Raw genomic sequence first — 19,134 nt, 5'->3', positions numbered from 1 at the left:
CGCTGCCGGGTCCGGCCATTGCCGCACCCACCGGGCGGAGCTGCCGGGTCGCCGACAAACCGGCACCTGGTTGTCAAGGGCCAATATCCTCCGAGTGGCCGCCGGAAACATCCAGCGGCTACCGTGCGTCGTTCGAACGACGGAAGGCCGGGGACCGATGCGGATCTTGCTGGTGGAGGACGACCACCGGGTGGGCGCGGTGATGACCTCGATGCTGCAACGGCGCGGCTACGCGGTGGAACACGCCGCCACGGCCACCGCGGCGCTCGAGGCCGCCCCGTGCGACCTCGTGCTGCTCGACCTCAACCTGCCCGACGGCGACGGCATCGACGTGTGCCGGGTGCTTCGCGCCCGCAACGAGAACCTCGGCATCATCGCCGTCACCGCCCGAGGCGAGGAACGCGACCGGGTGACCGGCCTGCGAGTCGGCGCCGACGACTACGTGGTCAAGCCCTTCTCGATGGCCGAGCTGCAGGCCCGCATAGAGGCTCTCCTGCGGCGAACCATGCGCTCCGCCCCCGCGCCGGCCCAGGTGGTGGAGGTCGGCCCGCTCCGCATCGACCTCGGCGCCCGCACGGTCACGGTCGACAGCGAGCCGGTCAACCTCACCCGCAAGGAGTTCGACATCCTGGCGTCGCTGGCCCGCCAGCCCGGAATCGCCCTGACCCGCGAGCGCATCATGCTGGACGTCTGGCAGACCACCTGGTCCGGCAAACACACCCTGGAGGTCCACGTCGCCTCCCTCCGCAACAAACTGGGCGACCCCGACCTGGTCCAGACCGTCCGCGGAGTCGGCTACCGCCTCCGCTCCACCTGACCCGCAAGCGACAATCACGGCCGAACCGATGGTCCCTCGCCGACGGAGCTCCGGGCCATCAGCCTGTAGGGCGCCCTACTCCTTCTCGGGACCCTGATCGAGTTCCCGCAGCAACTCGCCTAAATGTTGCTCTATCTCGGTAGCTGCGATCTTGCGGGCTGCGGCGCGGCTCGTCTCCAGTACCTGCCGCGCAGTGTCCGTCTCGCCATAGGCGATCAGGATTTGACCGAGGATGTTGCCGACAATCGCGAGACCGTCGGGTCGTTGCAGGTGCTGGAGGATCTGGAATGCTTTGACAACGTTAGGCACCGCGGCTTCAAATTCCTGGCGATCCAGTTGGATCTCCGCGATACCCCAGGTGGCATTCGCGATGCCGTCCAAGTCGTTCAACCGCTCGAAGGCTGGCAGTACCTCCTCCTGGCGGATCCGGAGTGCTTCGTCGTATTCGCCGCGTTGGTGGAGGATGTCGGCGATCTGTCCCCAGGTGACGGTGGTTTCGCGGGTGTCGCCGAGGCGTTGGTAGACGGGTAGTTGGCGTTCGTGGTGGATGCGGAGTGCTTCGTCGTATTCGCCGCGTTGGTGGAGGATTTTGGCGATGTTTCCCCAGGTGATGGCGGTGGAGCGGGTTTCGCCGAGGCGTTGGTAGACGGGTAGTTGGCGTTCGTGGCGGATGCGGAGTGCTTCGTCGTATTCGCCGCGCCGGTAGAGGATGTCGGCGATCTGTCCCCAGGTGACCGCGGTGGAGCGGGTGTCGCCGAGGCGTTGGTAGACGGGTAGTTGGCGTTCGTGGCGGATGCGGAGTGCTTCGTCGTATTCGCCCCGCCGGTAGAGGATGTCCGCGATGTTTCCCCAGGTGATGGCGGCGGAGCGGGTGTCGCCGAGGCGTTGGTAGACGGGTAGTTGGCGTTCGTGGCGGATGCGGAGTGCTTCGTCGTATTCGCCGCGTTGGTAGAGGATGTCGGCGATCTTTCCCCAGGTGATGGCGGCGGAGCGGGTGTCGCCGAGGCGTTGGTAGACGGGTAGTTCGCGTTCGTGGCTGATGCGGAGTGCTTCGTCGTATTCGCCGCGCCGGTAGAGGATGTCCGCGATCTTTCCCCAGGTGATGGCGGTTTCGCGGATGTCGCCGAGGCGTTGGTAGACGGGTAGTTGGCGTTCGTGGTGGATGCGGAGTGCTTCGTCGTATTCGCCGCGTTGGTAGAGGATGTAGGCGATGTCTCCCCAGGTGACGGCGGTTTCGCGATCCAAATGGGCGGTGTTGAATATGTCACGGGCCTGATGGAGCAACTGCTCGGCCCGTTCCAGTTCACCACGGGTTATCAGCAGGCGGGCGTATTCGGCGATGACTTGAGCATGTTCCAGCGGGTCGGCTGTGGCACCCTCCGTGGTGGCTTGTTTGACCGCTCGGTCAAAGAGCGCAGCGGCAGTGTCGCCATCGCCGCTGACCTGCGCGGCGTCGGCGACCTGTCGTAGCAGTGGGGTCGGTACCGGGCTGCCGTGCCGGTCGAGTATCGAGATGGCCGCTAACCCGAGTGCCAGAGCCCGCGCGGCGGGCCCGGAACGCAAGGTCCACACCGCGTCCGCCGCGCATAGGGTGATCACCGCCGGATCGTCAGCCAGGACTGCCAATCGGGTCAGTTGCAGGTCCAGGGCCGGATTCCAGGAAGCCTGCTCCTCGGTGTCGCCCCACGCCGCGAACAGCGGCTGAACCACCGCCGTCGCCAGTTCAATCTGCTCCGGCTCGGTCAGTGGGGTGAGCCGAGCGGCGGCGAGAGCATTGACCGCGACCGCGGTGGCTGCCTCGCTGTAAGGGTCGGGGAAGGTGTCGGCCAGCCCCAGTCCGCACAGTCGCTGGACCGTTCCGCCGGTCCGGGTTTCGAGGAGGTCCGTGACCGGAGCCGGTATCGGCAGGTCGAACAGGCTCAGCGCTCGCAGGAGGGCGACGTGGTCGGGCCCGGCCTGGTCGATCAGGGTGTCCAGGGCGAGGTTCTCTACAAACGCCCGAACCTCGCCATCGCTGGGCAGATCTCCCTGGTCCAGGTAGGTCTCCATGTCGGTGACGGCCTGTTCGGCGCGGGCGGGTGTGACCTCCGGGCTGTAGACCAGTCGCAACCCGACCAGATCCTGGAGACCGGGGTTGCCCCGGCTGAGAGCCATCGCCCGTGCCGCCAGCCCGGCCCGCGTCTCCCGTAACTCCTCCGGCGACGCCGCCCGCTGCCGAACCGCGAGCTTGCGTTGCGCCACCTCCGACAACAGCGCCAACTGCACGGGCGCCAACCGGTCCTCCAGACCGTCCAACGCGAACACGAACCGGCTGGTGACCATCAGCCGGCTGTCACTCCGGTCCGGATCGAACGCCTGCAAGACGGCCGCCAGCACCGGCGCGAACCCCGCGCCCACACGATGCGGACCATCCGGTCGCGGTTCGAGGACCTGCTCCAGATCGTCGATGATCAGCAGCAGCGGTCGCTGATGATCTTTGCCGTTCTGCGTGCACGGACCGGCCAGTAGATCCACAAGAATCCACCGCAACGCCTCCGGCCGATCCCGCACCTCGGCTCGCCGGGCCTCGATCATGACGCGCGCATCCGGGTTGTCCTGCACCGCGGTCATGATCGCGTCCAGCACGCCGAGCGCGGTGTAGTCGCCGAACACCACCGCGACCGCCCGATCAGGGAACCGGTCCGCCAGCCGGGCCGCCAGGCTCGACTTGCCCAGCCGACCTTGCCCGTGCAACAGCACCCCGGCCTGCTCGCCACCGCGCAGCACGCGCAACGCCTGCCGCATCTCCCGCCGCCGGCCGACGAACATGTGCGCCGAGGCCACTGGCACGTGCTGGCGTTTCAGGTCGAGGAACGTCTTCGTCCCGTGTACCGCGGACACCTTCTGCCGTTTCGTGGCTCCGGCGACGACCGGTCCACCGCCGGCGGGGCCGAGCCAGATCCGGGCCAGATGCCAGTCCGCCCGCAATGGTGGCTGGTCACAGGCCAACAGCTTGCGGCGGGCGTCACCGACCGCCAGCGCCAGATCCTGACGTGATCCCAACTGCTGGTAGAGGTGCTGGGCGAACAGGGTCGCGGCGCCGTCGGTGACCGACCCGTCCCAGCCCACCACCGCCGGGATCCCGGCGGTCACCAGCTCGGTGGCCAGGGAATGCGCCACCGGCACCACCACATCGGCACCCGCCTCGGTGTCCGTGGAGCGATGGTCGGGGCCGGGCACGAGATACCCGGTCGCGTCCGCCGGTGTAGCCGTCAGACACGCCGACACGAACATCAACCGCGGCATCACCGCCAACCGCTCGACCAGCTCAGCCGCCGTGACGGGCCGCCCGTCGCCGACCTCGTTCTCCATCATGAGCACCGGCACCCGGGGCCCACCCGCGGGCGCGGGCCAGTTGTTCACCCCGTGGCAGGACAGATGCAGCACCGGGAGCCCGTCGAGGTCCGCCCACCGCAACCGCAGTTGGTCGGGATCCCCGGTGTCCTCCACGACCAGGTCCACCTGCCGGTCGCCGACCGCCGTCAGGATGGCCGATTCCTCAGCCTCGAAGTCCAGCTCGTGCTGCCCGGCCGGAGCCGAGGCCATGAACATCAGCCCCAGCCGGAACCTGTCGAGCGGAGGAGCAGCCGAGGGCCTACCCAGCCGGCGAACCACCTCGAACCGGCGGAGCGCATCCGCGGCCAGAAACCCACCCTGGTCCGCCAGCACCTCCCACGGCGCCCGCAACACCGCCCAGCCGGCCGCGGACGGCGCCCGCGGTCCTTGAATCTCGAACATCAACGGTGTCGCCGCCCGGTCCAAGAGCAAGGCCAACTGCCGCTGGCCGCCGTCGAGCCAAGCGAACAGCTCCCGGCCCAACCCGAGGAACACAGCGTCATCGGCATGCGCGTGGATCGCATCCACATAGCGGACTGTCACCTGCCGCAGCAGTTCGACGTCAGAGGCCTCCAGAGACCGGCGAGAACCCACCCGCTCGCCAGCGACCAGCACTTCGAACCCGGCAGCATCCAGAACCAGACCGGTAACCACCCGCGCAGACCTCCTGACCCGGCACCGACAGCCCCGTAGCCCGTCAGCCGTCACCACTATCTGGCGGACAGCGATTCGCCCCCGCTTCCAGGGCGGTGACGATGCGTCACGTGGCGGGCGCTCACGTCGCGCCGTCCGTGTGCCCGGCCTGCCCGCCATGACGCGGGCGACCACGGAAACCGTTACGTGTGCGCTGGTCGGCGCAAACGAGCCGGAGGGACGGGCAGAGGGCCGATTGAACAGCAGAGTCAGGGCTGTCTCCGCCTGCCCGAGCTGCGAAGACTGTCGGCCGGCTTCAATGAGAACGTCTGGGGAGTCGGCGCAGGAGAGCGGCCTCAGTCGAGCAGTGGGCCGCCCAGGTCCTCCACCCGTTCGGCGGTGGCCGCTCGACGGGCCCACTGTTCGAGCTGGTCGAGGTCGGTGCAGGCGGTGATCGTCTCCCGGGCCTTGTCGGGAACGTCCACGCCCCGTGCTTCCAAGAAGGTGAGAATCGCCCGGGTCTCGCCCTTGGCCTCGCCCTTGGCCTCGCCGGCGGCGAACTGTCGTTGGGACCACTCGCTCTTGTAGGGGTAATCGGTGGTGGGCATGTAGTCCTCCAGCAGCTTTCTGGTCGCGGCGGGCAGCACGGTGAGGATGAAGTCATGGTAAAGCGTGGCGGTGTCGGGTTCGATGACGTCGAGTGCGGTGAACAGGGCGTCGAAGAGCGGATGCGGTTCGGTGTGGGCGGCGTGGGCGAGGACGGAGAGCACGGTCAGTTCGGGTAGGCGTCGGGCGACGTCGTGCGTGCTGATGACCGGTATCTGTCTGGGGCCGAACGCCATCGGGACGATGCTCGCCGGTGGCATGCCGATCGCGATCGGTCGCGCGGCCCAGTCGGCGACCGGTTGGTGTGGGCACACCACGAGAAGGGCGACGGGGCAGCCGAGGCGGGCGTAGAGCGTGGCGACGTAGGCGGGCCAACTGCGTTGCTTCCTGCCGTCGACGCGGCGCTGCACTTCGATGACGACGGCGAGGACGGTGGCGCCGGATCGGTTCAAAGTGACGACGGCGTCGGCGCGGTATTCGGTCGGGGCGACATCGTTGAGTTCGGCGGAGGTGAGGAGGGCTTCGTCGTAGTGGGGGAGGTGGTCGTGCAGAGGCCCGTCGAGGAGTTCGGCGGCGAGGGACGGCCGGTTACGGAACATCTCGATGAGGACCTCGTGCGCTTGTGAGGGCATGGGGTTAGCGTAGCGCTAGATGCTCCATGATGGGTGGTCACTCGACAGGGTGACGCATGCCGCGTAACCATTCGGTGACCACTGGCCCGTGCCGCCGGGGCAGGGCGTCGGCTACCGTTTGCGCGCTGGGTGAGGAGCAGATCGGGGGAGCGCCCGTGCGCAGGCGGCTGGTGGTCACCTACCTCCTGCTGCTCTGCATGGTGCTGCTGGCCCTGGCCATCCCGCTCGCCGTGACGGTTGCCAGCCGGGAGACGGATCGCGCGGTCGCCGACCGGCTCGCCGACGCCACCCGGTTCGCCTCGCTGGCCGCGCCAGCCGTGCGCAGTGGGGAGCTGGACGCGCTCACCGACGAGCTGCGCCGCTACCAGGAGCTGTACGGAATCGGCACGATGCTGGTCGACCAGGATCAGCGGGTGCTCAGCGTCTTCGGGAGCCGGCCGGCCGATCCGGCGGGCGCGATCCGGGGCGCACTGGCCGGGCACCAGGTCGGCAGCCCCGAGACGTTGTGGCCGTGGACGACCGAACCCCTGGTGGTCGCCGTTCCGGTCAGTGACGGCGGCGCCGTACTGGGCGTGGTGTTGACCGTCTCGCCCACCGACCGTAACCGGCGCGCCGTGCTGGTGGTCTGGCTGGTTCTGGCCATGGTGGGCGCGATCGCGGTGGCCGCCTGCCTGACCACCGCGCACCGGCTGGCCGGATGGGTGCTGCGGCCGGTGACCCGGCTGGACGCGGCGGCCCACGAGATCGCCGCGGGGGACAGCGCGGCCCGCGTGCAGCCGGGCCTGGGTCCGCCCGAGCTGCGAAGACTGTCGGCGAGCTTCAACGAGATGGCGGACGCGGTGGCCGAGGCGATGGAGCGGCAGCGGTCGTTCGTGGCGCACGCCAGTCACCAGCTGCGTAATCCGCTCACCGTGCTGCGGTTGCGGATCGAGGATCTGGGCGGCGGCCTCGACGACGAGGATCTGCGGGCTGATCACGAGATTGCTCTGGAGGAGACCGATCGGCTCGCCGACGTGCTGGACGGGCTGCTCGCCCTGGCCCGCGCCGAACGTGGTCAGCAGCGGGTCGAGGTGGTGGACGCGGTGTCGCTCACCCGTAACCGGGTGCAGGCGTGGCGGCCGCTCACCGAGCGCCGCGAGATCGAGCTGGTCGCCGTGCTGCCGGACGAGCGGCTGCCGGCGCGGATGGTCGCGACGGCGCTGGATCAGGCGCTGGACGCGCTGATCGACAACGCGCTGAAGTTCACGCCGGCCGGGGGAAAGGTCGAGGTGGAGGTCGCGGCCCGCGACGGTGGGGCCGAGGTGACGGTCCGTGACACCGGTCCCGGCATGACCGAGGAGCAGCGCCGGCGGGCGACCGAACGGTTCTGGCGGGCTCCGGACGCGCAGAACGTCGACGGCGCGGGCCTGGGCCTGTCGATCGTGTCGGTGCTGGTGGAGGCGTCCGGGGGCCGATTCACGCTGGCGCCCGCGGCGACCGGCGGCCTGGCCGCGACCCTCTGGTTCACGTCTTGAGAGCGCTGTCGTCGTTCTCTCTTTCGCTGAGAAGGACTCCCCGCGGTCGAGGTCGGGGTGGGTGGGCTCACACGCCGGCGGTGTCGTGGTCGCCCACGTGGCCTATTGCCGTGGTGGCTGCACACGAAAGACGTTGCGTGTGCGGCCACCACGGCTTCCCCCGAGGGGTCCGGCCGTCTGCAGCCGGCGTTTCGGGTCAGGCCACCGCCACCGTGTCGGCTGCGACCGGCTCCAGGGCGGTGTGCAGGATTTCCCGGACGTCGGAGACGATGTGCACGGTCAGCGCGGCCCGCACGTCGGCCGGGACCTCGTCGAGGTCCGGCTCGTTGCGGGCGGGCAGGTAGACCTCGGTGAGGCCGGCCCGCTGGGCGGCGAGCAGCTTCTGCTTCACCCCGCCGATCGGCAGCACCCGGCCGGTCAGCGACACTTCGCCGGTCATCCCCACCTCCGCGCGCACGTTGCGGCCCAGCAGGAGCGACACCAGCGCGGTCGTCATGGTGACGCCCGCCGACGGCCCGTCCTTGGGCACCGCGCCCGCCGGTACGTGCAGGTGGATCGGGTGGTCCAGTTGCTCCGGCGAGATGCCCAGCTCACCGGCGTGCGCCCGGACCCAGGAGAGGGCGATCTGCGCGGACTCCTTCATCACGTCGCCGAGTTGGCCGGTCACCGACAGCCCGCCGGTGTTGCCGGGCAGCAGCGACGCCTCGATGTAGAGCACGTCACCGCCCATCCCGGTCACCGCCAGGCCGGTCGCCACGCCGGGGACCGCGGTGCGCTCGCCCGACTCCGGCGTGAACCGGGGACGGCCGATCAGGTCCCTCAGGTCGCCGGCGTCGATGGTGGCCGGCAGTTCCCCCAGGGACACCTTGCGGAACGCCTTCGCGAGCAGGCGCTCGAACGACCGTACCCCTGCCTCCCGGGTGTAATCGGCGGCGATCTCGCGCAGCGCGGCCTCGGTGACGGTCACCTCGCCGGGGGAGAGGGCGGCGCGTTCCAGTTGGCGGGGCACCAGATGGTCGCGGGCGATGGCCACCTTGTCGGTCGCGGTGTAGCCGTCGATGGCGATCAGCTCCATCCGGTCGAACAGCGCCTGCGGGATCGTCTCCAGCACGTTGGCGGTGGCGATGAACAGCACGTCCGACAGATCCAGGTCGAGGTCCAGGTAGTGGTCGCGGAACGTGTGGTTCTGCGCCGGGTCGAGGACCTCCAACAGGGCGGCGGCCGGGTCGCCGCGGTAGTCGCTGCCGACCTTGTCCACCTCGTCGAGCAGCACGACCGGGTTCATCGAACCGGCCTCCCGGACCGCCCGCACGATGCGGCCGGGAAGCGCGCCGACGTACGTGCGCCGGTGGCCGCGGATCTCCGCCTCGTCGCGGACCCCGCCCAGGGCGACCCGGACGAACCTACGGCCCAGCGTGCGGGCCACCGACTCGCCCAGCGACGTCTTGCCGACCCCGGGCGGGCCGGCCAGCAGGATCACCGCGCCGGAGCCGCGGCCGCCGGCCGTCGCCAGGCCACGGGACTCGCGGCGGGCGCGGACGCCGAGGTATTCGACGATCCGGTCCTTGACCTCGTCCAGGCCGTGGTGGTCGGCGTCGAGGACGGCCCGGGCCGCCGCCAGGTCGGTGCTGTCCGTGGTGCGCACGTTCCACGGCAGGTCCAGCACCGTGTCGAGCCACGTCCGGATCCAGGAGGCCTCCGGGTTCTGGTCACCGGCGCGTTCCAGCTTGCCGGCCTCGGTCAGCGCGGCCTCGCGTACCGCCTCCGGCAGGTCCGCCGCCTCGATCCGGGACCGGTAGTCGCCGCTGCCGTCCGGCTCGCCCTCGCCGAGCTCCTTGCGGATCGCCTTGAGCTGCTCGCGCAGCAGGTACTCGCGGTTGCGCTTCTCGACGTTCTCCCGGACGTCCTTCTCGATCGTCTCGTTGACCTCGGACTCGGCCAGGAAGTCCTTCGTCCACTCGATCAGCAGCCGCAGCCGGGCCTCGACGTCGGGTGTCTCGAGCAGCTCCCGCTTGCGGTCGTTGGACAGATAGGGCGCCCAGCCGGCGGTGTCGGCCAGGTCGCTGGGGTCGTCGACGGCGCTCACCGAGTCGATCACCTGCCACGCCTCACGGCGCTGCAACACCGAGACGACCAGTTTCTTGTACGCGTCCGCGAGCTCCCGCACCTGCGGGCTCGGTGTGCCGGCCGGGACGGGATCGGCCTCCACCCACAGGGCCGCGCCGGGACCGGTCACACCGCTGCCGATGCGGGCCCGGGTGCCGGTGCGCAGGACGGCGGCCGGGGAGCCACCGCGGATCTTGCCGACCTGCTCGACGGCGGCCACCACACCGTACGAGGCGTACCGGTCCTCCAGCCGCGGGGCGATCAGCAGCTCGGAGCCGGACGAGGTGCGGGCCGCGTCGACGGCGGCCTGGGCGGCCTCGTCGAGGACGACCGGGACGACCATGCCCGGAAGCAGGACGACGTCGTCGAGGAACAGCACAGGAAGTCGCTTGCCGGTCACGTTTACCTCCGGGGAGTTGAGTACGTCGGACTCAACTTCACCGGCCCCGGCGATCTTCCAGCGTTCACTGTCGGCGAACAGCTCAGGGTTTGACCGACCGGTAGTAGCGGGCCGCGCCGGGATGCAGCGGCACCGGCAGGGTGGAGATCGCGGTCCGCGGGTCCAGCCGCTCGGCCGCCGGATGCGCCGACGCCAGCACCTCACGGCGCTCCATCAGCAGCCGGGTCAGCTCGTACGCCAGATCCTCCGGCATCGACTCGGAGGCGACCAGCAGGTTCGGCACCGCGATCGTGGCGACCGGCGGCACCGAATAGGCCGACGTCGGCACGTCGCGCACCACGTACACGTCGCTGTATCTACGCCGCAGATCGCCCGCCCACCTGGACAGGTCCACCACCCGGATGCCGACGTCGGCGCCGAGCTGCTTGATCCCGGTGACCGGCAGCCCGCCGGAGAAGAAGAACGCGTCGATCTCGCCGTCGCGCAGGGCACGGATCGAGTCGTCCAGGCTGAGCTGCCGCCGGTACATCGCGTTCGACATGTTCGCCACCGACAGCAACCGGTCCACGGTCACGGTGGTGCCCGAGCCGCGGGCGCCCACCGACACCCGCATGCCCTTGAGTCCTTCCAGGGTCGCGATCGGGCTGTCCGCGCGGACCACCAGGTGCAGCAGATCGTCGTACACCCGGGCCAGAGCGACCACCGTCGGAGCCGGCGCCCCGCCGGTGACCAGGACGTCCGCCTGGGTGAAGCCGATCTCGGCGGTGCCCTGCGACACCTTTTCGACGTTCTCCGCCGACGCCGCGGTGACCAGCACCTCCGACTTGGCTCCGGGCAGCTCCCGGTCGATGACGCCGGCCAGGGAGGTGCCGATCGCGTGGTAGACGGCGGTCGGGCTGCCGGTGGCGATCCGCACCCGCCGCTCCTGCGTCGTGCGGCCGTCACAGCCAGTAACCATCAGGAGTGCGAGCAGGCCGGCAAGTGTCGCGCGGCGGCTGCTTCGGAGAGGCACCTTGATTCCCTACGCGGGAGAGCTCGGTCCGCGCAAGTTTCCCTCAAGTCTTCGCCGGGGGAGTACCGGCCGAACGGGCGGATCGGCCACGGTGTCGGATAACCGCGGGAGGGAGAAGCCGATGGACCAGACGACGACACGCACGGTCGTACTCGCACGTGCGCTGCCCGCCGCCTTCGAATCGGCCTGCCTCGTGGAATGCGTCGACACGGCCCGCCCGCAGCGGCCGTCGCCGTTGAGGCAGGTCCCGCGGTCCGGTGAGGCCCTGGCGGAGTTCGACCGCGCGGAGGCGGCCGACCGGCTCGCCTTCCTGCTCACCGACCTGGGATGCGCCGCTGCACGGGAGACCTGGTCGGGCGGAGGGCGCCGCCGATACCAGGTGCAGCGGGTGCTCGTACAGGAAAACCAGCGTCTGGCCACCAGCCGGATGCTCGAGACGGCCTGGCGACAAGGGCGCCAGGCCCTCCTCGGCTCCACCTCGCTCGGCGCGTCGTCGCCCCGGCACGCGCAGCGGCTCGCGCTGGCGCAGGCCGCGTGGCGGGCCGCGCTCCTGGCCGCCGGCCAGCGCCGCCGACGGGACCTGATCTGGGTGACGGTCCGCGACCAGGAGATCGCCGCGGTGCTGGTCCGGGCGGCCCGCCTGCTCGGTGCCACCGCCATGGTCACCCGCCGCTCCGGCTGCGTCGTGGTCACCGTCTCCGCCGAGGCCGCCGACCTGCTCCCGGCCACCCCGCCGCGCTTGGGCCTGCGCTCCGCCGTCTGAGGCCCCACGCGCTTGACTTGATCGGCAATTGTCGAACCGTGTCAGACATGCCGCGACAGGGTGGGCCGAGGCGCCGGATCGTTCGGCGAGGGGGTAAGGCCGTCATGGCCGGCGTCGTCGGGGTCGGTGCGGTCGCGTTGATGCGCCGGGAGTTTCCGCCGGTGTCGTCGCTGTCGACGGTGCTGCGGACAGTCAATCCCTGGTGGGCGCTGGTCGCGCTGGTGCTCGGGACCGCGTCGCAGTTCGCGTTCGCCTATCAGCAGCGTGTGCTGATGGTGGCGATGGGGGTGCCGCTGCGGCGCAGGGACGCGATCGCGCTCACCTACAGCAGTGGCGCGATCTGCATGGTGGCGCCCGCAGGCGGTGCCGTCGCGGCGGCCTACACGTTCCGGCACTATCAGCGCCGTGGCGCCGACCATGCGGTGGCGCTGACCGTGACGTTGGTGTCGGGCGTCATCACGGTGCTCAGTCTGCTGATGCTGTTCGGCGCGGGGTCGGTCGTCTCGGCAGGGCTGTCCGCCACGACATGGCGGCCGCTCGACCTCGGCGCGAGCCTGTCGGCGGTCGCCGTAGTGGCACTGCTGGTCCTCGGGGTGCGGTTTCGGAGTGCTCTGGCCGTACGATCACGAAGGCTTTTGAATCGGTTTTCGCTCTTTGCCCGGCTTCTTCGGCAGGCTGATCGGGCGCTCCGGGCCAGCCGGGCCGTCGGGGGCCGGGACTGGGCGGCGGCGCTGGCCTTCGCGGCCGGCAAATGGGTGCTCGATCTGGCGTGTCTGCTCGCGGTCGTCGAGGCTTTCCGGGCCGACGTCGGGTGGGTGCGGGTCGCCGCCGTCTACCTGACCATGCAGGTGGTGCGGCAGATTCCGGTGACGCCCGGCGGTATCGGCCTGATCGAGGCCAGTCTGCTCGCGGGACTGACGACGGCGGGCGCCGGCGCGGCGAGTGCTTTCGCGGTGGTTCTCGGCTATCGGCTGATCACGTTCTGGTTGGTGCTGCCGGTGGGGTTGGCGGCGCACCTGATGTTGCGGGAGGCTCCGGTCGTGAGGGCAGGATGATGGCCGGCAGACGAATCGAAAGCATCGTGGGTCTGCACCGCCATCCCGGACCGGTCCGGACGGACGGATCCCTGACCCGCGTCGACTACTCCGACCGGTTCACGCTGCCCACCGAGGTGACCGCGACCCCCGAACAGTGGGCCCGGGCCATGTTCGGCGACGTCCCGAACCTCGGCGAGCTTTTCATCTGGCGCGCCGTGCTCGGCCTGCGGCTCAGCCTCGGGCGATCGCCGGACACCGTGGCCGGCTGGCGGATCGGTGGCCGCGGCGCGGACTGGATCCGGCTCGAAGCCGCCTCCCGGTTCCTGAGCGCCAACCTGATCGTGCACACCGGCCCGGGCCGGGTGTCACTGACCACCCTGCTGCGCTACGACCGGGACCCGGCCCGCCACGTCTGGCCCACGCTCGCCAGGGTGCACCGCCTCCTCGTTCCGGGGGTGCTGCGCGACGCGCGACCGGCCCGTTCAGCCGGGCGGGCGTAGGCGGCGCAGGAGCGGGTCGGGGGCGTCGGAGGGCGGGGCCAGCCGGAGGCGGGCGGCACCCGGGCGTACCGCGTGCGGGCCGGCGGGTAGCGGGTCGAGTTCGAGTTCGGCGATCTCCGGGTGGTCCTCGGCCAGGCGGCTCACACGCAGCAGCAGGTCCTCCAGGCCGGCGGTGTGCGCCGGCGGGAGGCCCCGCTCGCCGGCCAGAAGTGGGGCACAGCGCAGGGAGCGCCACATGCGGGCCGCGTCCAGGTCGGTCATCGGGACCAGGCGCAGGGCCCGGTCGTCGCTCGGATCGGTACGCGTGCCGCGCCGGGCCAGGGTCACCACCGAACCGAACAGTGGGTCGGCGCGCAGGCCGGCCGTCAGGTCGACCGTCTCGGTGTCACCGGCCGGCCGCAGCGGGATGCCGTAGGTGAACAGCAGCTCCGCGGTCACCCCGGGCGGCTGCCAGCCGGGGCCGTCGGCCAGTGCCCGGTCGATGACGGCCCGCGCGCCACGACGGTCGATGCCGGCCAGATCCGCGCGGCCGCCCAGTGGCCGCCGTCGCCACGCGGCGTAGGCGGCGGCGTGCGACAGGGCGTGGACCGCCTGCTCGGGCAACTCGAAGACGGGCGCGCCGCGGGCGCCGAGACGGCGGGGCAGACCGGGAGCGCCGGTCAGGACGGCGGCGACGGTCAGGCCGGGGTGCCGGTCCACCACATGGCCGAGTTCGCCGAGGATCTCGGCGGGCCGGTTGGCGCGGGTGCCGGCGATCAGGAGCAGGAGCATGTCAGTGTCCGCGGCGGCGTGTTCGGCGGCGGCCGCGAACCGGTCCGGGGCCACGGTGCCGCCCAGATCCACCGACGTCACGGGAGTCGGGAGCGACGCTTCGGCGAGCAGGTTGAGCCCGGCCGCGTTGCTCACGACGGCGAGCCGGTCGCCGGCGGGCAGCGGCTGGTCGGTGAGCATGCGGGCGGCGTCCAGCAACTCGCCCAGGGTGTCGGTGGCGATCACGCCGGCCTGGGCGAACAGGGCGTTCACCGTGTCCGGGGCGGCGGTGCGGCCGGTGCGCAGCGCCAGCACCGGCTTGCGCCTGGCCAGGGCCCGGACGGTACGGGCGAACCGGCGCGGGTTGCCGAAGGACTCCAGGTGCAGGGCGACGGCGTGGGTGGCCGGGTCGTCGTACCAGTAGGCGATCAGGTCGTTGCCGCTGACGTCGGCCTTGTTGCCGAGCGCCACGAGGGTGGACACGCCGATCCCGGCGCGCTGCGCGTGCTGCAGGATCGTGGTGGCGACCGCGCCGGACTGGACGGCCACGCCGAGGGTGCCGTGCGGTGGGGTGACCGGGGCCAGGCAGGCGGTCAGGCGTACGGCCGGGTCGGTGTTGAGGACGCCGAGGCAGTTCGGGCCGATCAGCCGGATGCCGTGCGAGCGGGCCAGCCGTACCAGGGCGGCCTCGCGCTCCGCGCCGTCCGGGCCGATCTCGGCGAAACCGGCGCTGAGCACGACCGCCCCGCGGGCGCCAGCCTTCGCGCCGTCGGTGAGCACGTCCGCGACCTGGTCGGCCGGGACCGCGACGACCAGCAGGTCGACCGGGGTGGGCAGGTCGTGCACGCTGCGGAACGCGGGGACCGGGCCGATCGGGGCGCCGTGCCGGTTCACCGCGTACAGGCCGCCCGGGTAGTTGTGGTCGAGCAGTGCCCGTACCGTCTCCCGGCCGATGCCGCCCGGCCGGTGGCCGGCGCCGACGACGGCGATCGAGGCGGGGTTGAGCAGCGCGCGCAGGGACGCCCGTTCGGCGGTGCGGTCGCGTTCGTCGACGGCGGCCCAGGCGCGGTCGTCGTCGGTGCACAGGGTGACGTCGACGACGCCGTGGTCGTAGCGGTGCGCGGACTGCGGGGTGAGCCCGCGGGCCACCCGCAGCATGCCGGTGTTGGCGGGCAGCACCTCGCCGACCAGCTCGGTGATGCCGTGCCGCCGGCAGCGGGCCGCCAGGTGCTCCAGCAGCAGGGTGCCGATGCCGCGGCCGTGGTGCCGGTCGTCGACGAACACCGCGAACTCGGCGCGCGGACGGTTGCCGAGCCGCTCCCCGGACGCGATCCCGACCAGGGCGCCACCCTCGTACGCGGCGACGTTGACGTGGGCGCCGGACTCCGGCCGGCAGACCCGGTTCACCTCGGCGGTGAGGGTGGCGGCGCTGGGCTGGGCGAAGAACCGCAGGCGCAGGCTGTCCGGGGAGGCGTTGCCGTACAGGGCCTCGACCGCGGGCCGGTCATCGGCCGTGAGCGTCCTTACGGAGACGATGCCGCCGTCGGCGGTCAGCGCGTCGACCTGGTCGGCGGTCGCCTCGGCGACCACGATCGTCGGGGTTCCCATCGATCCTCCTCCCTGTTCGTGGCCCCAGCCTTGCCGCCGGCGGACCGTCCGGGCAGGGCACCAGGTCCTGTCCGGACGGGACCTCCATCAGCGCTGGACCACCAGGCGGTGTGCCCCCAGCAGGCCGGCCCACCAGGGTCGGTGACCGGAGGACCGGACGGCCCGCAGCGCCGGGGCGGTGCTGCGGCGCAGGCTCACCCAGCCACCCGGGCCCATGGTCACCGAGCCGACGGCGGGCGGGCGGCGGACCGCGACTCCGGCCGACACCGCGGTCGCGATCAGGGCGGCCGCGCCGAGGGCCGCGACCGCGATCGTGGTCACGTCCACCGCCGGGACGAAGACGGTGCCGTCCGGGCCGGTCGCGTAGGCGCCGATCTCGCGCCGGCCGCGGCGTACCGGCTGGACTCCTCGCGGGCCGGCGGGGGCGCTGGTGGGCACTTCGGCAACCCGGTTCATCGCGGGCCCCTAACGGCTGTCGGACGCCGGGCCGGCTCCGGTCGCGGCGCGGCCAGCCTCCAGCCGGGCGACCGGCACCCGGAACGGCGAGCAGGATACGTAGGTGAGCCCGGCCTCGTGGAAGAATCGGATCGAGGCGGGGTCGCCGCCGTGCTCGCCGCAGACGCCGGTGGGCAGGCCGGGCCGGGCGGCGCGGCCGCGCTCCACGGCGATCCGGACCAGCTCGCCCACCCCGAGACGGTCCAGCGTCTCGAACGGGGAGGCGCCGAAGACACCCAGGTCCAGGTAGCGGCCGAAGAACGCGCCCTCCACGTCGTCACGGGAGAAGCCCCACGTCATTTGGGTCAGGTCGTTGGTGCCGAAGGAGAAGAAGTCGGCACTCATCGCGATCTGGTGAGCGGTCAGGGCGGCCCTCGGGACCTCGATCATGGTGCCGATCGGGATGGGCGGGGCCCCGGGCACTTCCGCCAGGACACGGACGGCCTCCGTGCGTACGATCTCGAGCTCCTGAACCGCACCGACCAGCGGGACCATGATCTCCGGCCGCGGGTCGCCGCCCGCGGCGAGCCGCGCCGCGGCGGCCTCGGCGACCGCGCGGACCTGCATCGCGAAGAGACCGGGCACGACCAGGCCGAGACGTACGCCGCGCAGCCCGAGCATCGGGTTCTGCTCGTGCATCCGGCGCACCGCGGCCAGCAGGCGGACGTCGTCGCCCGGATCCTGGCCGAGCGCCTCGGCCCGGGACACCCGCGCGGTCAGCTCGTCGAGCGGCGGTAGGAACTCGTGCAGCGGCGGGTCGATGAGCCGCACCGTGACCGGCCGGCCGTCCATCGCCGCGAACAGGTCCACGAAGTCGTCGCGCTGCAACGGCAGCAGGGCCGCCAGCGCCGCCTCACGCTCCGCGTCGGTGGTGGCCAGGATCAGGCGCTCCACCAGTTCCCGGCGGTCGCCGAGGAACATGTGCTCGGTCCGGCACAGGCCGATCCCGGTCGCGCCGAAGCGGTGTGCGCGGCGGGCGTCGGCGCCGGTGTCGGCGTTGGCGTGCACGCCTAGACGGGCCACGTGGTCGGCGTGGGTCATCAGCCGTTGCACGGCGGCCAGCAGCGGGTCGCCGAGCGGGGACAGCTCACCCTCGAAGTAACGGACCACGGAGGAGGGGCGCACCGGCACCGGGCCGGCGTAGACGTGCCCGCTGGCGCCGTCGATCGAGACGACGTCCCCGGCGTGCATAACCCGGCCGGCGATGGTCAGTGTGCCGGCGGCGGCGTCGATCTCCAGCTCGTCGGCGCCGCAGACGCAGGTCTTGCCCATGCCGCGGGCGACCACGGCGGCGTGCGAGGTCTTGCCGCCCCGGCTGGTCAGGATGCCCTGGGCGGCGATCATGCCGGGCAGGTCGTCCGGGTTGGTCTCGCGGCGCACCAGGATCACCGGGCCGGTCGCGGCGGCGGCAGCCGCCGAGTCGAAGACGATCGCGCCGACCGCGGCACCCGGCGAGGCGGGCACGCCGGTGGTCAGCGGCTGCGGGGCGGCCGCGGTGTCGAAGCTCGGGAACATCAGGTTGGCCAGCTGCTCGCCGGTCACCCGCTGCAACGCCTCGTCCAGCGTGATCAGGCCCTCCTCGGCGAGCTGCGCGGCGATCACGAACGCGGCCGCCGGGGTGCGCTTGCCGACTCGGGTCTGCAACATCCAGAGGGTGCCGTCCTCGATGGTGAACTCGATGTCGCAGAGGTCGCGGTAGCGCTGCTCCAGCTTCTGCATGATCGACAGCAGCTGGGCGTGGCTCTTCGGGTCGATCTCGGCGAGTTCGGCCAGGACCATGGTGTTGCGGATGCCGGCCACCACGTCCTCACCCTGGGCGTTGGGCAGGTAGTCGCCGTACGCACCGCGCCGCCCGGTGGCCGGATCCCGGGTGAACGCCACCCCACTGCCGGAGTGCAGGCCGCGGTTGCCGAAGACCATCGCCATCACGTTGACCGCGGTGCCCAGGTCCTGCGGGATGCGCTCCTGCCGACGGTAGAGCACCGCCCGCTCGGCGTTCCACGACCCGAAGACCGCGCCGATCGCCGAGAAAAGCTGCTCGTGCGGTGACTGCGGGAAGTCCCGGCCGGTGTGCGCCGCGAACACCTTCTTGTAGGCGGCGACCAGGTCACGCAGGGCGGGAGCGCCGAGGCCGGCGTCGGTCGCGGCGTCGGCGGCGGCACGCGCGGCAGCGAGCTCGGCCTCGAACTCCTCGCCCGGGACGCCGAAGACGGTCTTGCCGAACATCTGGATGAGCCGCCGGTACGAGTCCCACGCGAACCGCTCGTCCCCACTGTGCCCGGCCAACCCCAGCACCGTGGCATCGTTGAGGCCGATGTCGAGGATCGTCTCCATCATCCCGGGCATCGAGAACTTGCCACCCGAGCGGACCGACAGCAGCAGCGGGTCGGCCGGATCGCCGAGCCGCTTGCCCAGTCGGGTCTGGACCAGCCGCAGGTGCTCCTCCACCTCGTCGAACAGGCCGGCCGGCATGGCGCCGGTGCGCAGGAACTCACGGCAGGCGTCGGTGGTGATGGTGAACCCGGGCGGCACCGGCAGGCCCATTCGGGTCATCTCCGCCAGGTTGGCGCCCTTGCCACCGAGCAGGTCCTTGAGATCCTTGTTCCCCTCGAAGAAGTCGTACACGTAGCGGGACATTTTCGTACCCTCGCCCTCGTTTGATGGCGGGCCGTCCCGCCCTCGCCTTCCGTGTTATCGCCGATCCGCCCGGGACGGCAGGGTCGTAGGTCCCTACCCCGCGGGCCGACGGGCGACCACTGTGAAGGGGAAGGATCCGCGACCCCGGGAGGCCACGATGCGGACATGGAACGTTGGTGACGTGATGACCCGGGCCGTCGTCGCGGTGCGGGAGGAGACCTCGTACCGGGAGGTGGTGGACTTGCTGAT

General features: G+C 71.5%; 12 protein-coding genes. 5 read left to right on the top strand and 7 right to left on the bottom strand.

Features of this window, described 5'->3' with window-relative positions; genetic code table 11:
• Window positions 1-157: 157 nt before the first annotated feature.
• Window positions 158-817, top strand: coding sequence for a response regulator transcription factor (locus IEZ13_RS44770; RefSeq protein WP_183227371.1), 660 nt, complete (start codon window positions 158-160; stop codon window positions 815-817).
• 75 nt (window positions 818-892) lie between these two features.
• On the opposite strand, the gene IEZ13_RS44765 is transcribed toward IEZ13_RS44770, so the two are convergent.
• Both IEZ13_RS44765 and IEZ13_RS44760 read right to left on the bottom strand, forming a co-directional pair.
• Complete coding sequence (locus IEZ13_RS44765; protein WP_183227369.1) at window positions 893-4,846, bottom strand: tetratricopeptide repeat protein; 3,954 nt, start codon at window positions 4,844-4,846, stop codon at window positions 893-895.
• A gap of 335 nt (window positions 4,847-5,181) precedes the next feature.
• Complete coding sequence (locus IEZ13_RS44760) at window positions 5,182-6,063, bottom strand: hypothetical protein (protein ID WP_183227367.1); 882 nt, start codon at window positions 6,061-6,063, stop codon at window positions 5,182-5,184.
• A 155-nt stretch (window positions 6,064-6,218) separates the two neighbouring features.
• Here IEZ13_RS44760 and IEZ13_RS44755 point away from each other — a divergent pair, with 155 nt between their 5' ends.
• A complete protein-coding gene (locus IEZ13_RS44755) occupies window positions 6,219-7,577 on the top strand; it encodes a HAMP domain-containing sensor histidine kinase (protein ID WP_183227365.1) in 1,359 nt (452 codons plus the stop codon).
• Window positions 7,578-7,773: 196 nt separating this feature from the next.
• Here the strand turns inward: IEZ13_RS44755 and lon are convergent, their stop codons facing one another.
• Window positions 7,774-10,083 (bottom strand): endopeptidase La, encoded by a 2,310-nt coding sequence (lon, locus tag IEZ13_RS44750; protein ID WP_268240214.1) that lies wholly within the window; start codon window positions 10,081-10,083, stop codon window positions 7,774-7,776.
• A gap of 82 nt (window positions 10,084-10,165) precedes the next feature.
• Window positions 10,166-11,101, bottom strand: coding sequence for a TAXI family TRAP transporter solute-binding subunit (locus IEZ13_RS44745; protein WP_372441970.1), 936 nt, complete (start codon window positions 11,099-11,101; stop codon window positions 10,166-10,168).
• A 115-nt stretch (window positions 11,102-11,216) separates the two neighbouring features.
• Here IEZ13_RS44745 and IEZ13_RS44740 point away from each other — a divergent pair, with 115 nt between their 5' ends.
• The 3 genes from IEZ13_RS44740 to IEZ13_RS44730 all read left to right on the top strand — a co-directional run bounded on the left by IEZ13_RS44740 (window position 11,217) and on the right by IEZ13_RS44730 (window position 13,395).
• Window positions 11,217-11,858: a hypothetical protein gene (locus IEZ13_RS44740; RefSeq protein WP_183227363.1), complete on the top strand. Its 642-nt coding sequence runs from the start codon at window positions 11,217-11,219 to the stop codon at window positions 11,856-11,858.
• Between the two features lie 104 nt (window positions 11,859-11,962).
• On the top strand, window positions 11,963-12,913 hold the full coding sequence (locus IEZ13_RS44735) for a lysylphosphatidylglycerol synthase transmembrane domain-containing protein (RefSeq protein WP_183227361.1): 951 nt from the start codon (window positions 11,963-11,965) through the stop codon (window positions 12,911-12,913).
• Between the two features lie 26 nt (window positions 12,914-12,939).
• Window positions 12,940-13,395 carry a hypothetical protein gene (locus IEZ13_RS44730; protein ID WP_203834203.1) on the top strand — a complete coding sequence of 152 codons (456 nt, stop codon included), beginning with the start codon at window positions 12,940-12,942 and terminating at the stop codon, window positions 13,393-13,395.
• Here IEZ13_RS44730 and IEZ13_RS44725 read toward each other — a convergent pair.
• The 3 genes from IEZ13_RS44725 to ppdK form a co-directional block, all read right to left on the bottom strand.
• Window positions 13,378-15,753: a bifunctional acetate--CoA ligase family protein/GNAT family N-acetyltransferase gene (locus IEZ13_RS44725; protein WP_183227357.1), complete on the bottom strand. Its 2,376-nt coding sequence runs from the start codon at window positions 15,751-15,753 to the stop codon at window positions 13,378-13,380. The two genes, IEZ13_RS44730 and IEZ13_RS44725, sit on opposite strands and share 18 nt — an antisense overlap.
• Before the next feature lie 87 nt (window positions 15,754-15,840).
• Window positions 15,841-16,209 (bottom strand): hypothetical protein, encoded by a 369-nt coding sequence (locus IEZ13_RS44720; protein WP_183227355.1) that lies wholly within the window; start codon window positions 16,207-16,209, stop codon window positions 15,841-15,843.
• Between the two features lie 9 nt (window positions 16,210-16,218).
• Window positions 16,219-18,885, bottom strand: a complete 2,667-nt coding sequence (ppdK, locus tag IEZ13_RS44715; RefSeq protein ID WP_183227353.1) for a pyruvate, phosphate dikinase — start codon at window positions 18,883-18,885, stop codon at window positions 16,219-16,221.
• Window positions 18,886-19,134: the final 249 nt, after the last annotated feature.

It is taken from the genome of Actinoplanes campanulatus, from assembly GCF_014647795.1.
GTDB lineage: Bacteria > Actinomycetota > Actinomycetes > Mycobacteriales > Micromonosporaceae > Actinoplanes > Actinoplanes campanulatus.
This window is presented reverse-complemented; position numbering and strand designations above follow the sequence as displayed.

Coding starts and splice junctions, on each gene's coding strand:
- IEZ13_RS44770 (WP_183227371.1), top strand. CDS start 158: ATGCGGATCTTGCTGGTGGAGGACGACCACCGGGTGGGCGCGGTGATG.
- IEZ13_RS44760 (WP_183227367.1), bottom strand. CDS start 6,063: ATGCCCTCACAAGCGCACGAGGTCCTCATCGAGATGTTCCGTAACCGG.
- IEZ13_RS44740 (WP_183227363.1), top strand. CDS start 11,217: ATGGACCAGACGACGACACGCACGGTCGTACTCGCACGTGCGCTGCCC.
- IEZ13_RS44735 (WP_183227361.1), top strand. CDS start 11,963: ATGGCCGGCGTCGTCGGGGTCGGTGCGGTCGCGTTGATGCGCCGGGAG.
- IEZ13_RS44725 (WP_183227357.1), bottom strand. CDS start 15,753: ATGGGAACCCCGACGATCGTGGTCGCCGAGGCGACCGCCGACCAGGTC.
- IEZ13_RS44720 (WP_183227355.1), bottom strand. CDS start 16,209: ATGAACCGGGTTGCCGAAGTGCCCACCAGCGCCCCCGCCGGCCCGCGA.
- ppdK (WP_183227353.1), bottom strand. CDS start 18,885: ATGTCCCGCTACGTGTACGACTTCTTCGAGGGGAACAAGGATCTCAAG.